Raw genomic sequence first — 15853 nt, forward strand, 5'->3', positions numbered from 1 at the left:
CCCGAGCTCAGCCCTTGCCGATCGCCGTCTTCAACAGATGCAGGCTCTTGCCGTACAACGAGGTCGCCGCGGCGTAGTCCATCTGGTTGGCGGAGACCTTCAGCATCTCCTCTTCGAGGCTCACCGCGTTGCCGGCGGGCCTCGTCTGAAATCCGACCTTGCGGTTCTGGTCGAAGCTCGCGCTCTCGCCCGACGACGGGGCGATGTGCGCGGTGCTGGTCCGGGTCAGCGACAGCGGCGCAAAGCCGCCGACCGCCTGGCCGGTTGAATCGAACTTCGGCTCAACCAGATCCTTCGGCTTGAAGTTTGGCGTATCCGAATTGGACACGTTCTCGGACAGCACGCGCTGGCGCTCCTGATGCCATTGCATCTTGGTCCGCAACGCCGACAACACGGGGAGATCGTTGATGGACATGGCGCTGCTCGGTTGTGTCCGACTACCGGACGGTTCGGGTAGGTAGAAATTGCCGTGCATATGGTTAACAGGGAGTTAAGAAAGGGTGCGATGCCCACCGGGACTATCCCGGTGTCTTGACGAATTCTTAGGAAACTGCCGGGGTCCCAGCCGACCGATGCATCATTCCGGGACGGCGCGGCTCGCCAAGAAGTCGTTTTGGCCCGGCCGATTCATGGGTTATTAAGAGGCGGAGCGGCAGTTCCTGCCGTCATGCGTTAACAGGTTGGTTCCGGTTCTGAAGCTCCGTTCGCTGCCGGCGATGCGTTGGACAGACGAAAGACTTCGAAAGGACGCGGTATTTGCCGGGGACAGAGATGCAGGCACTGACGTTCTTTTTTGCATTCGTGGCGGTGCTGGCGCTGATCGGCCTCGCCGCTTGGCTGGTCCGTCGATTCGCGGGCAATCGTCTCGGGACCAACCCGAATCGCGGCCGCATGCCCCGGCTTGCCGTGATCGATGCCGCCGCCGTCGATGGCCGCCGCCGTCTCGTGCTCGTGCGCCGTGATAATATAGAGCATCTTCTGATGATCGGCGGGCCGACCGACATCGTGGTCGAATCCAATATCGTGCGGGCCATGCCGGCGCGCGAGCAATTGCCGCAGCGGCCGGGCATCAGTGCCGAGCCGCCGGCGGCGCGCATCGCGCCGCTGCCGGATGCGCCGTCCTGGGCCGACAACGAGCCGAAGACCGAGGCCGCCGAGCATGCCGAGTTGCAGATGTCGGAGCCGCCGCAGCGCCCGATGCGGCCGTCGTTCATCGATGAGGTTCGCCGCACGGCGCCGACTGCCGCAGAGCGGCGTGAGCCGGCACCGGCATTTCCGCCGGAACCACCGCTCCCTCCGCGCCGTCCCGATCCCCGCCAGGACCTCCGGGCGGACGTCCGTGGAGAACCGCGCGGCGGAGACGAAGCCCGCCTGGAGCCGCGCCCCGAGCGGGTGGCCCGCGGTGAACCAGTGATGCCGCGCCCGTTGCGCCCCGCCGAGCCGCAGCGTCAGGCCGAGGCGCAGCGCCCTTCCGAGGGGCCCCGGCTGCCACCGGTGCGGAGCGCTGAGCGCGCAGCCGAGCGCGTCGAGCGCGCGGCGGCGCCGCCGCTGCCGCCGGCGGCCCAGATGCCGCCGCCCCCGCCCCCGGCTGCCCCGCCGCCCGCAGCGGCCGATTCGAGCGCCGAAGCCAATCTGGCCGAGATGGCGCAACGGCTCGAGGCCGCGCTGCGGCGTCCATCAGCCGATCCGTCGGCTGCTCCGGCCTCGGGTCCCCCGGCGCTCCGGGCGGCCGCGCGCAACGAGCCGCCTGCGGTGCAAGCCGCGCCGGTCAAGACCAGCTTCGAGAATCTGGAGGACGAGATGGCCTCGCTGCTCGGACGTCCGAAGTCGTCTCAGTGAGATCGCTGCTTCCCCCGCGTAGAGTTGTCTTCACCGCTGTTCTGACTGCCGCCGGTTTACTGGCGGGACGTGCTGCTGCGCAGGACATCAGCATCAATCTCGGCGCCGGCGGTGGCGGCGTCACCGAACGCGCGGTCCAACTGATCGCGCTGCTCACGGTGTTGTCGATCGCGCCGTCGATCCTGATCATGATGACGTCGTTCACGCGCATCGTGGTCGTGCTGTCGCTGCTGCGCACGGCGATGGGCACAGCGACCGCGCCGCCCAACTCGGTCATCATCGCGCTCGCGATGTTCCTCACGGCGTTCGTGATGGGCCCGGTGCTGCAGAAATCCTATGATGACGGCATCCGGCCCCTGGTGGAGAACCAGATCGGCGTCGAGGACGCGCTGCAGCGCGCCTCGGTGCCGCTGCGCGGCTTCATGCAGAAGAACGTGCGCGAAAAGGACCTGAAGCTGTTCATGGACCTCTCCGGCGAGCCGCCGCCGGCGACGCCCGACGACCTGTCGCTGCGCATCCTGGTGCCGGCTTTCATGATCTCCGAGCTCAAGCGCGCCTTCGAGATCGGTTTCCTGCTGTTCCTGCCCTTCCTGATCATCGACCTCGTGGTCGCGTCGGTCTTGATGTCGATGGGCATGATGATGCTGCCGCCGGTCGTGGTGTCGCTGCCGTTCAAGCTGATCTTCTTCGTGCTGGTCGACGGCTGGTCGCTGGTGGCCGGCAGCCTGGTGCAGAGCTACGGCGGGTAGGTTTCACCTCTCGGTGTGAGCGAAAGCCAGTCGGTCGTGACTTTCCATTGACACGTGCCCTCGATCAGTTCGCCCGGATTGGGCTTGCGACGGGGCGCGATGTGGGGGAGCCGCGCAACTCGATGCGAGCTCGCTGTATGATGTGCCAGCCACCGCTCGAACCAAGCGCGGCCATGATCGCCGCCACAATGAGATCCGGCCATGCCGTGCCGGTGCCGAACACACCGGCTGCGGCCGCGAGTACGGCGACGTTGCCGATCGCATCGTTCCGGGAGCAGATCCAGACCGACCTCATATTCGCGTCGCCGATCCGGAAGCGGTAGAGCATGAGGGCCACGCCCGCATTGGCGACAAGGGCGAGCATGCCGACGATCCCCATCGCCTTCGCCTCCGGGAGGGTGCCGGTCATTGCGTGCCAGACAGTGGAGGCAAGGACAAGGACGCCAAGCAGGACGAGCGACCAGCCCTTCAGAAGGGCGGCGCGCGCTCGCCAGCTCAGCGCCAGTCCCGCCACTCCGAGGCTGATCGCATAGTTGGCCGTATCACCGAGGAAGTCGATCGCGTCCGCCTGCAGCGAGGCCGACCCGGCCGCCACGCCTGCTGCGATCTCCGTCAAAAACATGGCTCCGTTGATAGCCAGCGCAATCCAGAGCGCACGACGCCAGCGGGGGCTGTCCAGTTCCCTCGGAGGGGAAGAGGAACAGCAGTCGTCATGACAACCAGGCATATCGTCGCCTCTTACAAGATGATGCGACGTCCTATATGGACCCTGTAGCCACTATAGGGTCAAGCCATGTCACGACTGACCATCGGCGACCTCGCGAAGCGGACCGGCACCAAAGTCGAAACGATCCGCTATTATGAGCGGATCGGTCTGCTACCTCTTCCGGCGAGAACCGAGGGCAATTACCGAGCCTATGACAACGACCAACTGGGGCGACTGAGCTTCATCCGGCGTGCCCGCGACTTGGGCTTCTCCATCGACCAGGTCCGTGACCTGCTGGACCTCGCCGATCAGCGAGACCGCTCGTGCGACGCGGTCGACGTCATCGCCGGCCAACACCTGGCAGAGATCGAACGCAAGATCGCGGACCTCGTGGCGCTGCGCGACGAGCTTGCCGATGTCATCGGGCGCTGCAAGCACGGCACCGTTGCCGACTGCCGCATCATCGAAGCGCTTGCGCCGCGTCGCTCTGACTGAGCGAACAAGACAATGGCGTCGCAAGGCAGTCTCGACCTTTCGTCTGGACGCGCGTCGGGCGGATTGCGGACAGCATCGCGATGAGCTCGGCTTCAGCCTGGTCGGCTCATCTGGTGGCTCTCCGGCACTGCGTGTGGCGCCGAAATCAACGGCCGGCGATCGCCTGCTTGACGCCCTGGATGCGCGGCAAGGCGCCGGTCGCTTCCGACGGGGCCTTCGCGGCGTCCTTGCCGCCGTCCGGTCCTTTGCCGGTGGCATCCGGGAAACGCGCGCGCATGTCGCGGAGGAAGCCGTCGAGCGTGTCGACGCTCGCGGCCATCTTCGCGATCTGCGCGAATTCGGCGCTGGAGCCGCTCGCCGGCTTGCTGGCGACGTCGAACGCGATCTTGTCCGCCTCGCCGGTCATCAGCGGCGCATATTTCTCGCGGAAGCGGGCGAGGCCGATGGCGTCGTCGGCGAGCGCATAGCCGACCACGGCGCGCAGGATGTCGCCGCGCTCCGCCGGATTGAGCGGGCGGAAATCGCGCCAGCGATCGCCGTAGTAGAGCTCGATCTGCTCGGACGCCTCGCGCCAGCGCCGCGACGCCCAGTAGATGTCGGAGCGCAGCCGGATCGCCTCGCGGCCGCCGATGTTGCTGATGATGTCCAGCCCGAGGTCGTAACGACCGATGTCACTGTTGGCGCGCGCCTCCAAGAGCAGCCGCTGCTGGCGCAGCTCGCCCGCGAGATCGGCGATGCGGGTGGTGCGCAGCGCCTCGATGGCGCGGTCCGGCTTGCGGTTGGTGAGGTAGACCATGGCGAGACGCGCGGCGACCTGGGCGCGCGCCGCACCTTCGAGGCGGTGGTCGACTTGGTATTGCAAAAGCTCGGCGGCCTGGTCGAGCAGATCGATGCCGACCAGGCGGTCGGCGAGCTTGCGGATCATCTCGTCGCCGCGGCGGCCGATCGGAGTCAGCTCGCGAAACCCGTAGAAGATGCTGAGCGCATCGACCGGCGGAAGCTCGTCGGCCTTGCCGCTCAGGAACAACTGCGAGAACAGGCGGGAGGCTGCATCCTGGGCCTGCCGCGCCAAGTCGGAGTTGGGCATCAGGCGGGTGGCCTGGCGCGCGGCCTCGAGCGAGTCCGCGTAGCGCCCGGCCTCCTCGTAGAGCTGCGCCATCATCTGCAACGTCTGCACCTCGATGGCGTCGCCGCGCCAGATCGCCTGCAAGGTCTCCAGCTCCTTCAACGCGTCGGGCGGCTTGATCTCGCCGCGCTTCTGCAGAAGCTTGATCTCGAGCAGCTTGGCCTCCGCGGCCGCCATGCGGTCGTCGGAATTGACGGCGAAGCGATAGTCGTCGAGCGCGTCCTTCTCCTGCGCCATCGCCTCGGCGAGTCGGCCGCGCAGCACGGCGATGTCGGGCTTCATGTCCGCGGGCACGCCGATCACGTCGAGCTCGGCGCGCCGCTTCGCGGCGCCAGCGAAATCCTTGATCTCGAGCGCCGACTTCATCGCGTCAGCGATCACGACGCGCTGCAGATCGAGCGGCAGCGAGGCGATGGCGAACTCGACGTTCTTCAGCTTCTCGCGCGCGTCCGCGAACTTGCCCTGCCGGGCGAAGGCGAGGCCCTTCCACATCTGGGAGTCGAAATTGTTCCCGATCGACGGCGTGGCGAGATCCTTGAGCCCCTGGTCCGGCCGGCCCATCAGGATGCTCGCCACCGCATGGATCATCAGCATGGCGGTCTCGTCGGTGCGCGGGTCGGCGTCGGAGATCATCAGATTGGTGACACCGCGCGCCTCCGGGTACATCGCTCGCGCCATGTAGAAGCGCGCCAGCGCCAGCCGCGCCTGCGCCCGCCGCTCCGGCTCGGCGTTGGCCGCGGCCTTGATCAGGAGATCCTCGCGCGGCACGAACGGCTGGGTCTGGTTCTGCTGCCATTCGTCGATGTCGAACATCGGCCTGACAGCGGTCGGCGCCCGCTCCGGCGAGAAGCCGATCGACGACAGCGTCAGCCCGCCCGGCCGGCCCAGGATCACCTTGTCGGGCGCGATCTCGACGGCGACGTCATCCGAATTCGGACGAACCGCGATGCCGTGGATGGAATCGAGCAGCGACAGATCGACGAAATCCTGGCGCTTGATGAAGCCGCGGATCGGCGGCGGCGCCGTCACGACCAGCAGCGTGTCGCCGGCATCCGGGTCGGTCACCCGGTGCAGCATGCCGGCTCCGGGATTGGCGAGCGGCACCATCACATTGGCAAGCGCGGGATCGGTGACGTTGCGCATCACCATCAGCGGCTGCTGATTGGCCTGGCCCTTGTCGGCGAAAGACAGCATCCAGCTGCGCCCGCCGTCATCGCTGCCGAGCGAATGCATCTGCGGGCGGTTGAGCCGGATCCGGATGGCCTGCCCGTTATCGAGCGACATCCTGTTGACCTCGCCGATGATGGCGCCGCCCTTGGCGCGGATGGGCTCGACGTCGACGGGCTTGGTCGAATCGAACACCATCCATACCGTATCGCCGCGGCGGAACAGCGCCGCCGGCGTGACCTGGCCGAAGCCGAAGGTGAGCCGCAGGCCCTCACTGTCGCGCAGGGCCTCCAGGGTGGCGGCTCCATTGGCTGCCTTCTCGGCCGGCTTGGTTTCGGCAGGCTTGGTTTCGGCAGACTTGGTCTCGACGGGCTTGGCGGCTTCGGCTTTGCCGGCCTCCGGCTTCATCGCCTCGGGCTTCGCTGGTTCGGATTTGGCGGCTTCGGATTTGACGGCTTCGGGCGCAGCAGCTTCAGGCTTGGCGGCCTCGGGCGCGGCTTCGGCCTTCGCGGCGGCGGGCGCGGCAACAGCCGCTGCCGACGGCGCCGGCTGGGCTGCGGGCTCGGTGGCCGGCGCCGCGACCGCAGGCGCCGGCTTGGTCTCCGCCTTCATCTCCTTGGCGATGGTGTCGGAGGTCGGCGGCACGATCTCGGGCTGCGCAGCCTGCTTGGGCTTGTCGCCATTGGGTTTGCTGCCGTTGGGTTTGTCGGCCGCGGCCGCCTTGGCGCCCGGCAGCGTGTCCGAGGAGACTGCGGAAACCTTCTTGTCCGGCTGCTGATAGGCGACGTCGATGTTGTAGTTCTTCTCCTCGCGGAAGGCGCGAACGTCGACCTCGCCGACCAGGCCGAGCTCGACGACGGTCCTGCTGCCGTCGATGCGCTGGTTGATCGCGGCGACGTTCGGCGGCGCGACGAGCTTGGCGTCGGCGAGATCGAAGGACAGCGGCGCGGTGAAGAACAGCGACAGCTTCTGGTCGTTGAGCACCGAGGAGATGCCGACACCGTCGGGGATCTCGAACACGAAGCGCACGAAGGTCGGCTGCACCAGCGCGCGGACGCGGATCGGCGGCCGCTTCTTCGATTCCGCCTCGGCGCGCTGCAGCCGCAGCGCCTTCTCGGCGGCGCGCGCGCGCTCGGCGAGCTCGCGCACGACCTCGGCCGGCAGCGGCGGCGGCGGGCCGGTCCAGCTGTCGGGCAACAGGTCGATGAAGACGCGTTCGCCCGCGGTCATGGTGTTGACGCGGACCTTGCGCGACAGCGACAACCGCAGCGCCGAGCCGTCGGGGTCGCCGCGGGCCGATGAGATATAGTCGGGCGCCGCATCCACCCAGCGGTCGATCGGCACGGTGGCGGCGCGATCGAACCTGATCAGCAGAATCGAGCCGGCGGTGGTGACGTCGGCGCTGACGTCCTCGGCGAATTTCAGCACCAGCCGCGCATAGCCGTCCTGAGCCGACAGGCTCGCCTCGCCCGGCACCGGCGCAGCGCCTGCCGCGACCGTGGACAGCACCAGACCGATGACGATGGCCGACAGCAGGGCAAGGCCGGCGCGCGCCCGTGCGCGGGCCTTCGACCGCAATCCAATGGGAGTCGTGCGCGCCATGGTCACAAGCTTCCGGTTCGACATCCGCAACTTGACGGATACGCCTGCCCCGCCACGCCGGAAATCTAGGTGCCGGCGTTTAAGGGCGCATTAAACATGCGGCTCAATTGCTCTTCACAGGCACGATCTTGCCCTCGATCTTCGGCAGCTCGGCGCTGGTCTCGGGCCTGTCGGCGCCGGCCCGGCGCGCGAGCTCGACGGTGAGCCGCTCGGCGGCCTCCGGCGTCATCAGACCGAGAATGTCCGACATCTTGCGCGGGGCGATCTGCGAGGCGATCTCGATCAGCACCGACATCTCGAGCCGGTCGAACACCTTGGCGGCATCCTTCGGCTTCATGCCCTCGTACATCGTGACGATGCTCTTGAAGCGGGCGTTGTCGGCCTCGGTCTTGGCGGCCTGCGCGCCGGAAATGCGGCCCTCGATCGCCTTCATCTCCTCGGTCTTGGACTGGATGCGCTGCTCGGCGGCGCGCAACAGGCTCTCGCGGATGTCGATCTCGCGCGCGCGCGCGTCGAGCTCCTGGCGACGCGACTGCAGCCGCTCGAGGATCGCCTTCTCCGCCGGCGACACCTGCTGCTGGTTCTCCTCGGGCTTGATCACCACGCCCTCGGGCTTGGTGTCGGGAGCGGCGGGCTTGGGCGCCTCCTCCTTCTTCTCCTTCGGCGCGCCGTGCGTGGAGCCGGTGACGATGTCGTTGTCCTCGCGGCCCGGATAGCCCAGGTTCTCCTGGGCCCAGGACCGCTTGGTCGGGTGAGGGTCATAGTCGAAAACGTAGCCGCCATCGATCACGAGACCGGCCACCTTCAGGACCGCAAGGCAGGCCACCGCGATCAGGACGACGGGAATGACGCGGATGTTACGAAACGCATTCATGCGGCAAGGCCACCAGTCCTTCGACGTTCGGAGAATGCCTGGGCCGCGGCGGCAACCGCCTTGGCACCGGAGACGCGCACCGGCTCGGTCGTGATCGCCGGCACAGGCGCAGGCGCCGGCTCCGGCGCGGCTTCAGGCGAGGTGATGGGTCGCGCGGCGCTGGCGATGCGCGACAGCCGGCGCACCACGCCGTCGCTCTCGGCGAGCTGCTTGCGCAACTGGTCGGACATCTGCGTCGCGGCGGCGAGCTGATTGCCGAGATTGTCGTTGACGTCGCGCACCGCGAGCTTGAGGCCGCCGATCGCCCGCTCGGCGATCTCGGTCGCGGTGATCAGCTCCGCGATCACGGCCTTGAGCGAATGCTCGTCCGCCTTCAGCCGCTTAAGCCTGGAATTCAGCAGCATGCAATAGCCGATGGTCAGCACCAATAAGACCGCCACCAGGCTTTCGATGATCAATCCGAGGGAGTGGTTCATTGGGCCTCCATCAACTTGTTCTGGCCTTCTGCGCCTTCGAACATCGCAAGCGTCGTATTCGGCTTGCGCAAATTCTTGGTGACACGGATCGCGACGCGGTCGCCGACCCGCCCCATCCGTCCTTCCGTCAGCATGGTGCTGCCGCAGCGGACCGCGACCAGCGCATCGGGACGGATGTCGAGCGGCAGGGTGTCGCCGACCTTCAGCTTCATGAGCTGCTTCAGCGGCACGTCGGCCTCGTAGAGCACGGCGTCGACGGCGATCTCGGCCTTGGCGATCTCGGTGGCGAAGTGGCCTTCCCAGACGGGATCGCGGCCGAACTTCTCACCCATGAACATCTGCAACAGCACCGGCCGGATCGGCTCGATCGTCGCGTAGGGCAGCAGCAGCTCGATGTTGCCGCCGCGGTCTTCCATGTCGATCCGCAGCTTCACCAGGATCGCGGCATTGGCGGGCCGGCTGATCGCGGCGAAACGCGGATTGGTCTCGAGCCGGTCGATGGTAAAGCGCACCGGCGACAGCGGCCGGAACGCCTGCTCGGCATCGCTCAGCACCACCTCGATCAGGCGCTTGACCAGGTTGGTCTCGATCGTCGTGTAGGGGCGACCCTCGACGCGGAGCTGGGTGTTGCCGCGGCGGCCGCCGAGCAGCACGTCGATGATCGAATAGATCAGGGTCGAGTCGACGGTGGCGAGCCCGAAATTCTCCCACTCCTCCGCCTTGAACACGCTGAGCACGGCGGGCAGCGGGATCGAGTTCATGTAGTCGCCGAAGCGCACCGAGGTGATGCGATCGAGCGAGACCTCGACGTTGTCGGAGGTGAAGTTGCGCAAGGACGTCGTCATCAGCCGCACCAGGCGGTCGAAGACGATTTCGAGCATCGGCAGACGCTCGTAGGAGACCATCGCCGAATCGATGATCGCGCGAATGCCGGAATGGTCGTCGAGACTGACCTCGCCGGCGGTGAAGCCGAGGAGATTGTCGATCTCCTCCTGCGACAGCACCCGCTCGCCGCCGTTCTTGGTGGCGCCGAAATCGCGGCTGCCGTCCTCGACCATCGCGGCCCATTGCAGGGCCATCGATTCGGTGAGTTCATTGGCTGCTGCGGCTTCCGCGGCCTCTGTGGGATCCTCCGAGTCGAGCGAGGCTTCCCATTGCGCGGCTATCGCATCCTGGTCGACTTGATCGTTGCCCGCCATGATCGTTGAGCTTCTTTGCCTTACTGGACCACGATTTCCTTGAACAACACCGCGTTGACCTGGTTGGGCGCCAGCGCGACGTTGACCCGCTTGGTGAGCTCCTCCTTGAGCCGGAACAGGCCCGCCGAGCCGTTGAGGTCGCTCGGCCGGAGCTCGCGCAAGTACGTCTGGAAGATGTCGGTGACGCGCGGCAGCGTCGGCTTGATCGACTCGACCTGCTTCTCCTCCTTCACCTCGAGCACGATCTTCACTTTCAGATATTGGACGCGGTCACCGGGATTGCCGACCAGGTTGACGAGAAGGTCCGGCACCTCGACGAAGGCCGGCGGCTTCGGCGGCGGCGCCGCCTCGGCGTGATGCTCGTCGTTCTTGTGGCTGAAGAAGAAGAAATAGGCCGCACCACCGACGCCGAGCAGCGCCAGCGCGCCGACGACCATGATGATCAGCTTGAGCTTGCTCTTCGGCGAGCCTGCTTGCTCCTCGCCTTCGCCTGCTCCGGCGTCGTTCTCGGCCATAGCTTTCGGATCCTTCCGGAAAATCGAGCCGATGCCGCCAGAAAGCTTAATGACGCGAAACCAACGCTCCCAGCGCATCTGCGCTTTGTTGAGTGAACGCTACGGTAACAATGGTTAACGGAAGCTTTCTTTTGCCGAGGCGGTGGGAAAATCTTGCCGGGCAATTATGGTTAGCGAGACGTTATTGCCGGGCGTTTCGGACGCCATCGAAACTCTAATTCATTGATAAGAATACGATTTTCATAGTGGCACGGCTTTCGCTGTACCCCTTGCGAACCCGCCGGCTTGGGAGAGCTGAACGGTTCGTTGAAGACCCGGTCGAGACCGCCTTGGGAGAGGTGCCGCGAACGGGATTCGTTAAGAGGGGAGATCGACCGGTGGAGAACGCGCTTCTCATCGGATTGTCGCGACAGATGGTGCTGGAGCGGCAACTCGACGTCGTTGCCAACAACGTCGCCAACGTCAACACCAACGGCTTCAAGGCCGATCAGCAGCTGTTCGAGGAGTATCTCTCCTCCGGCGCGCATGAAGACAATTTTCCGGGCGCCGCCCGCAGGGTGTCCTATGTCCAGGACCGCGGCACCTATCGCGACTTCTCGCAGGGCTCGATGCAGCGCACCGGCAACGCGCTCGACGTCGCCGTCACGGGCGACGGCTTCCTGACGGTGCAGACCGCGGCCGGCGAGCGCTACACCCGCGACGGCAATCTGCACATGAACAATCTCGGCCAGCTCGTCACCGCCGCCGGTGACCTCGTGCTCGGCACCGGCGGTCCGATCGTGTTTCAGCCGACCGACCACGACATCAACATCTCGCCCGACGGCACCGTGACGGTGGTCGAGGGCGTCAACCGCACCGACTCGATCCGCGGCAAGCTGCGCATTGTCAACTTCGCCGATCCGCAGGCCGCGCAGAAGCAGGGCAACAACCTCTACGCCGCCGCCGGCGGCGCCATCCCGCAGCAGGACACCAAGTCGACCGTGCAGCAGGGCTACATCGAGAAGTCGAACGTCAGCGCGGTCGGCGAGATGAGCAAGATGGTCGAAGTGATGCGCGCCTACACCCAGGTCGCCAACATGCTCCAGGTCCAGAGCGACCTGCGCAAGAACGCGATCGAGAAACTCGCCGACGTTCCGGCCTGACAGATCTTGAAGGAGACGTGACATGCAGGCGCTTCACACCGCTGCGACCGGAATGGCGGCACAGGAACTCAACGTTCAGGTGATCTCCAACAACATCGCCAACCTGCGCACCACCGGCTTCAAGAAGCAGACGGTGGCGTTCCAGGACCTGATCTACGAGCACATGCGCCGCGTCGGCGCGCAGTCGTCGGACCAGGGCACGATCCTGCCCGTCGGCATCGACATCGGCGGCGGCGTCAAGACCGTCGGCACGCCGCGCTCGATGACGCAGGGCACTCTGTCGCAGACCGGCAACGATCTCGACCTCGCGATCTCTGGCGAGGGCTTCTTCAAGGTGCTGATGCCCGACGGCACCTTCCAGTACACCCGCGACGGCACCTTCCAGATGGACAATCAGGGCCGCATCGTTACCGCCCAGGGCAACCCGGTGCAGCCGACCATCACGATCCCGCAGAACGCCTCGGGCATCACCGTCAACGCCCAGGGCCAGGTCTCTGTGACGCTGCCGGGCTCGACCACCTCGAACATCATCGGCCAGCTCCAGGTCACCCGCTTCATCAACAAGGCCGGCCTGCAGCCGGTCGGCAACAACCAGTTCACCGACACCCCCTCCTCCGGGCCGCCGCAGGACGGCGTCGCCAACCAGGACGGTCTCGGCAGCATCACCCAGGGCAGCCTGGAGCAGGCCAATGTCGACGTCGTCAGCGAGATGAGCGAGCTGATCGCCGCGCAGCGCGCCTACGAGATGAACGCCAAGGTCATCTCGGCCGCGGACCAGATGCTGCAGTCGACCACTGCGCTGTTCCGCTGAGGTTCGAAGGGAGATCACCGTCATGACCCGTACCGTCCGTCCCTTCGTTCTTGCGGCCGCCCTGCTCGCCTCGACTGCGCTATCGGCGCTGGCCGGCGAGGCCGACGACCAGATCAAGGCGCCCGTGCTGCGCTCCACCGTGAACGTCACCGGCGACATCGTTCGCGTCGGCGACCTGATCGACAATGCGGGCGTCGCGGCCAACATCGCCGTCTACCGCGCGCCCGACCTCGGCACGACCGGCGTGCTGCCGGCCGCGCAGGTGATCGCGACCCTGCGCACCCACCAGGTGATCGGCGTCGAGGTCCGCGACATCAAGGAGGTCGCGGTCACGCGGCTGGCGCGCGCCGTCGACGCCAAGGAGATCAGCACGACGGTGGCCCAGGCGCTCGATCACCGCAACGGACTTGGCGATGCCGCCAACCTCAGCATCAGCTTCGACCAGCCGGTGCAGGACCTCAAATTCGAGGCCTCGACGTCGGGCACGCTGGCGCCGACCAGCGTCCGGTTCGACCCGCGCAGCGGCCGCTTCGACATCACCTTGGAGCTCGGCCATGCCAACGGCGCGAGCCCGACCAAGCTGCGCTACACCGGCACGGCGATCGAAACCGTCGAGGCCGTGGTGCTGACCCGCAACATCGACCGCAACGAGATGATCCGCTCAGGCGACCTGCAGACCGAGCGGCGGCCGCGCGCCGAGCTCGGCGGCGGCGACCCCGCCACGCGCGAGCTCGCAGTAGGCATGCAGATGCGCCGCCCGGCGCGCGCGGGCCAGGCGCTGAGGACCACTGACCTCGCCAAGCCCGACCTCGTGCAGCGCGACCAGGCGGTCACGCTGATCTTCCAGACCGCCGGCATCTATCTCACCACGCGCGGCAAGGCGCTGGAGTCGGGCACCGAAGGCGACGTCGTCAGCGTGCTCAATCTGCAGTCCAAGCGCACCGTGACGGGCCGCGTCTCGGGTCGCGGCCAGGTCTCCGTCGACATCGCCGTCGCCAAGCCGGCGCAGACCTCCGAAGCCGACATCGCCGCACCCGTCGCCGTCGCCAGCCGCCTTCCCACCTCCGCCACCCCGAAAGCCGAGTAAGTTTCATGTCGAAGTTCAAGTTTGATGATCGGGGCGTCTCGAGCCTGCGCCGGGTCGCGCTGATCTCGGTTTCCTTCGCGGTGCTGTCGATCGCCGGCGGATGCTCCTCGATCGACCGTCTCAGCCAGATTGGCGAGCGGCCGAAGCTGACGGAGATCGACAATCCGACCACGCAGCCGGGCTACAAGCCGGTGCAGATGCCGATGCCGAAGCCCGAAACCGTGTCCTACGCGCCGAACTCGCTGTGGCGCAACGGCTCGCGCGCCTTCTTCAAGGACCAGCGCGCCCGTCAGGTCGGCGACCTCCTGACCGTCACGGTCAGCATCTCCGACAAGGCCAATTTCGCCAACGAGACCCAGCGCAGCCGCACCAACAAGGAGGATTCGGGCATCACCGACTTCATCGGCGCGAAGACGCTCGGCGTGCAGGCGCAGAAGGTGCTGCCCGGCCGCATCCTGACTGCCGACGGCACCTCGTCCTCGGACGGCAAGGGCACGATCCAGCGGTCGGAGTCCTTGACCACCAGCGTCGCCGCGGTCGTGACGCAGGTGCTGCCGAACGGCAACCTCGTCGTCGAAGGCAAGCAGGAGATCCGGGTCAACTACGAGATCCGCGAGCTGATCGTGGCCGGCATCGTGCGGCCCGAGGACATCCAGAGCGACAACACCATCGACTCCACCAAGATCGCCCAGGCCCGCATCTCCTACGGCGGCCGCGGCCAGATCTCCGACGTCCAGCAGCCGCGCTACGGCCAGCAGGTGATGGATATCCTGCTGCCGTTCTGAGGCAAACCTCAGCATCAATGACCGGGCGGAGCCCGCCCGGTCGCTCAGGAAGCCGCCCATGCGATGACCTCGCAAGGCGCAAATCGAAACGAGGACCAGGACACACGACCGAAATCCCTCCCAGCGCGGGAGGGTCGGACAAGGGATGGCCGAGCGCGATATGGGTCACGGCGCATGACCCCCGCAGCCGCCGCCCTTCTCTGAAAACGAGCTCCCACATTGCCCAATGCGAACCTAGGCGCGGCGGGTGATGTATACGCGGCCTCCGGTAGCTCCCCTGCCGGAGGCCGCGTTCGTTTTGGCTGTCACACCCGAGCTGACGGACCCCAGCTCAAGACGTTCCGGCCCTACCTCGGCTCACCCGAACGTCGCCTCGACCACACCGAGGCCGTCCAGCTCCATCCTTACCCGGTCGCCGGCCTTGAGCCAGATCGTCTTGACCAGGCTGCCGGTCAGGACGAGCTGCCCGGCCTCGAGCCCGTCACCACTGGCGGCGAGATGATTGGCAAGCCAGGCCAGCGCATGGACAGGATGTCCCAGCACATCCGCGCCAGTGCCCTCGCCGACCAAGGTGCCGTTGACGATGGCACGGCCCTGCACCGCGGCCAAGTCCGCTACGGCAGCGCGTGGGAGCGCAGGGCCGAGGACACAGCCGGCAGCAAAGAAATCGTCGGCGACGAGCGTCGGCGCGCCCAGCGTCTGCCATTGCACATAACGGTCGTCGACGATCTCGATCGCCGCGTGACAGTCGCCGATCGCCTCGACGACACGATCCATGGTGAACGGCGCGTCCAACGGCAGCAGGTCGTGCTTGAGCCGCACGGCGATCTCGCATTCGACGCCCACGCGGACGAAGTCGGCCGTGCGCAGTTCGACACCTGTCTGGTGAATACCGGACGCGAACACTCCGCCGGAACAGGGATGCGGAATGCCAAGATAGTCCTGCATCACCTTGCTGGTGCAGCCGATCTTGTAGCCGGCGAAGTCATCGGCCTGTTCGGCGAGCAGCCAATGGACTTCGCGCTGGATCTCATAGCCGGCAGCTTCATCCTTCGGCTGAAGCTGAGGCGGCAGAGCCCCCAAGGGCGCCCGTTGCTTGCGGGCATCTACGATCAGTCGCGCAGCGGAAAGTATCTCGTCTGCTCCCATGGCCCTTCAACTCCCTTGGCCCGCGGTCCGAACCGGCATCGCAGGATCTATGGTGAACGGATTGTTTATAAACGAGTTTTGGGCTCCCATCTCAGCTTCATCAACAATTTGAGACGACGCGGCCGCAGCGC

15 protein-coding genes are annotated in these 15853 nt (G+C 66.5%); 7 read left to right on the forward strand and 8 right to left on the reverse strand.

What is annotated here, in order from left to right:
* Nucleotides 1-7 precede the first annotated feature (7 nt).
* On the reverse strand, nt 8-415 hold the full coding sequence (flgB, locus tag ACQR13_RS00770; RefSeq protein WP_315716022.1) for a flagellar basal body rod protein FlgB: 408 nt from the start codon (nt 413-415) through the stop codon (nt 8-10).
* 356 nt (nt 416-771) lie between these two features.
* On the opposite strand from flgB, the gene ACQR13_RS00775 reads away from it, so the two are divergent.
* A complete protein-coding gene (locus ACQR13_RS00775; RefSeq protein WP_434862505.1) occupies nt 772-1839 on the forward strand; it encodes a flagellar biosynthetic protein FliO in 1068 nt (355 codons plus the stop codon).
* Nucleotides 1836-2588 (forward strand): flagellar type III secretion system pore protein FliP, encoded by a 753-nt coding sequence (gene fliP / locus ACQR13_RS00780; protein WP_315716020.1) that lies wholly within the window; start codon nt 1836-1838, stop codon nt 2586-2588. Before ACQR13_RS00775 ends, fliP begins: the two co-directional genes overlap by 4 nt.
* A gap of 64 nt (nt 2589-2652) precedes the next feature.
* On the opposite strand, the gene ACQR13_RS00785 is transcribed toward fliP, so the two are convergent.
* On the reverse strand, nt 2653-3315 hold the full coding sequence (locus tag ACQR13_RS00785) for a cation transporter (RefSeq protein WP_315753136.1): 663 nt from the start codon (nt 3313-3315) through the stop codon (nt 2653-2655).
* 66 nt (nt 3316-3381) lie between these two features.
* Here ACQR13_RS00785 and ACQR13_RS00790 point away from each other — a divergent pair, with 66 nt between their 5' ends.
* Nucleotides 3382-3789 (forward strand): MerR family transcriptional regulator, encoded by a 408-nt coding sequence (locus tag ACQR13_RS00790; RefSeq protein ID WP_315753137.1) that lies wholly within the window; start codon nt 3382-3384, stop codon nt 3787-3789.
* A gap of 145 nt (nt 3790-3934) precedes the next feature.
* On the opposite strand, the gene ACQR13_RS00795 is transcribed toward ACQR13_RS00790, so the two are convergent.
* The 5 genes from ACQR13_RS00795 to fliL all read right to left on the reverse strand — a co-directional run bounded on the left by ACQR13_RS00795 (nt 3935) and on the right by fliL (nt 10748).
* Complete coding sequence (locus tag ACQR13_RS00795) at nt 3935-7684, reverse strand: tetratricopeptide repeat protein (RefSeq protein ID WP_316167107.1); 3750 nt, start codon at nt 7682-7684, stop codon at nt 3935-3937.
* Nucleotides 7685-7787: 103 nt separating this feature from the next.
* The gene (locus tag ACQR13_RS00800; RefSeq protein ID WP_315716017.1) at nt 7788-8558 is read right to left on the reverse strand and encodes a flagellar protein FlbB; all 771 of its coding nucleotides are present in this window, start codon (nt 8556-8558) and stop codon (nt 7788-7790) included.
* Nucleotides 8555-9034 (reverse strand): DUF6468 domain-containing protein, encoded by a 480-nt coding sequence (locus ACQR13_RS00805; protein ID WP_315716016.1) that lies wholly within the window; start codon nt 9032-9034, stop codon nt 8555-8557. The genes ACQR13_RS00800 and ACQR13_RS00805 overlap by 4 nt, the downstream gene beginning before the upstream one ends.
* Nucleotides 9031-10233, reverse strand: a complete 1203-nt coding sequence (gene fliM / locus ACQR13_RS00810; RefSeq protein WP_315716015.1) for a flagellar motor switch protein FliM — start codon at nt 10231-10233, stop codon at nt 9031-9033. The genes ACQR13_RS00805 and fliM overlap by 4 nt, the downstream gene beginning before the upstream one ends.
* A 20-nt stretch (nt 10234-10253) precedes the next feature.
* Nucleotides 10254-10748, reverse strand: coding sequence for a flagellar basal body-associated protein FliL (gene fliL / locus ACQR13_RS00815; RefSeq protein WP_315716014.1), 495 nt, complete (start codon nt 10746-10748; stop codon nt 10254-10256).
* 377 nt (nt 10749-11125) lie between these two features.
* Here fliL and flgF point away from each other — a divergent pair, with 377 nt between their 5' ends.
* Genes flgF through flgH form a run of 4 tightly spaced genes read left to right on the forward strand, consistent with a single transcriptional unit; the run spans nt 11126 to nt 14573 of the window.
* Complete coding sequence (gene flgF, locus ACQR13_RS00820; protein WP_315753140.1) at nt 11126-11890, forward strand: flagellar basal-body rod protein FlgF; 765 nt, start codon at nt 11126-11128, stop codon at nt 11888-11890.
* A gap of 22 nt (nt 11891-11912) precedes the next feature.
* Complete coding sequence (gene flgG / locus ACQR13_RS00825) at nt 11913-12701, forward strand: flagellar basal-body rod protein FlgG (RefSeq protein ID WP_315716012.1); 789 nt, start codon at nt 11913-11915, stop codon at nt 12699-12701.
* Between the two features lie 22 nt (nt 12702-12723).
* Entirely contained in the window at nt 12724-13788 is a 1065-nt protein-coding gene (gene flgA / locus ACQR13_RS00830) for a flagellar basal body P-ring formation chaperone FlgA (protein WP_315753141.1), read from the forward strand.
* Nucleotides 13789-13793: 5 nt separating this feature from the next.
* Complete coding sequence (gene flgH / locus ACQR13_RS00835) at nt 13794-14573, forward strand: flagellar basal body L-ring protein FlgH (protein ID WP_315716010.1); 780 nt, start codon at nt 13794-13796, stop codon at nt 14571-14573.
* 357 nt (nt 14574-14930) lie between these two features.
* Here flgH and ACQR13_RS00840 read toward each other — a convergent pair whose 3' ends face one another.
* Complete coding sequence (locus ACQR13_RS00840) at nt 14931-15722, reverse strand: 2-keto-4-pentenoate hydratase (protein ID WP_434862506.1); 792 nt, start codon at nt 15720-15722, stop codon at nt 14931-14933.
* Nucleotides 15723-15853: the final 131 nt, after the last annotated feature.

Source organism: Bradyrhizobium sp. HKCCYLRH3059, assembly GCF_051168035.1.
Taxonomy (GTDB): Bacteria; Pseudomonadota; Alphaproteobacteria; order Rhizobiales; family Xanthobacteraceae; genus Bradyrhizobium.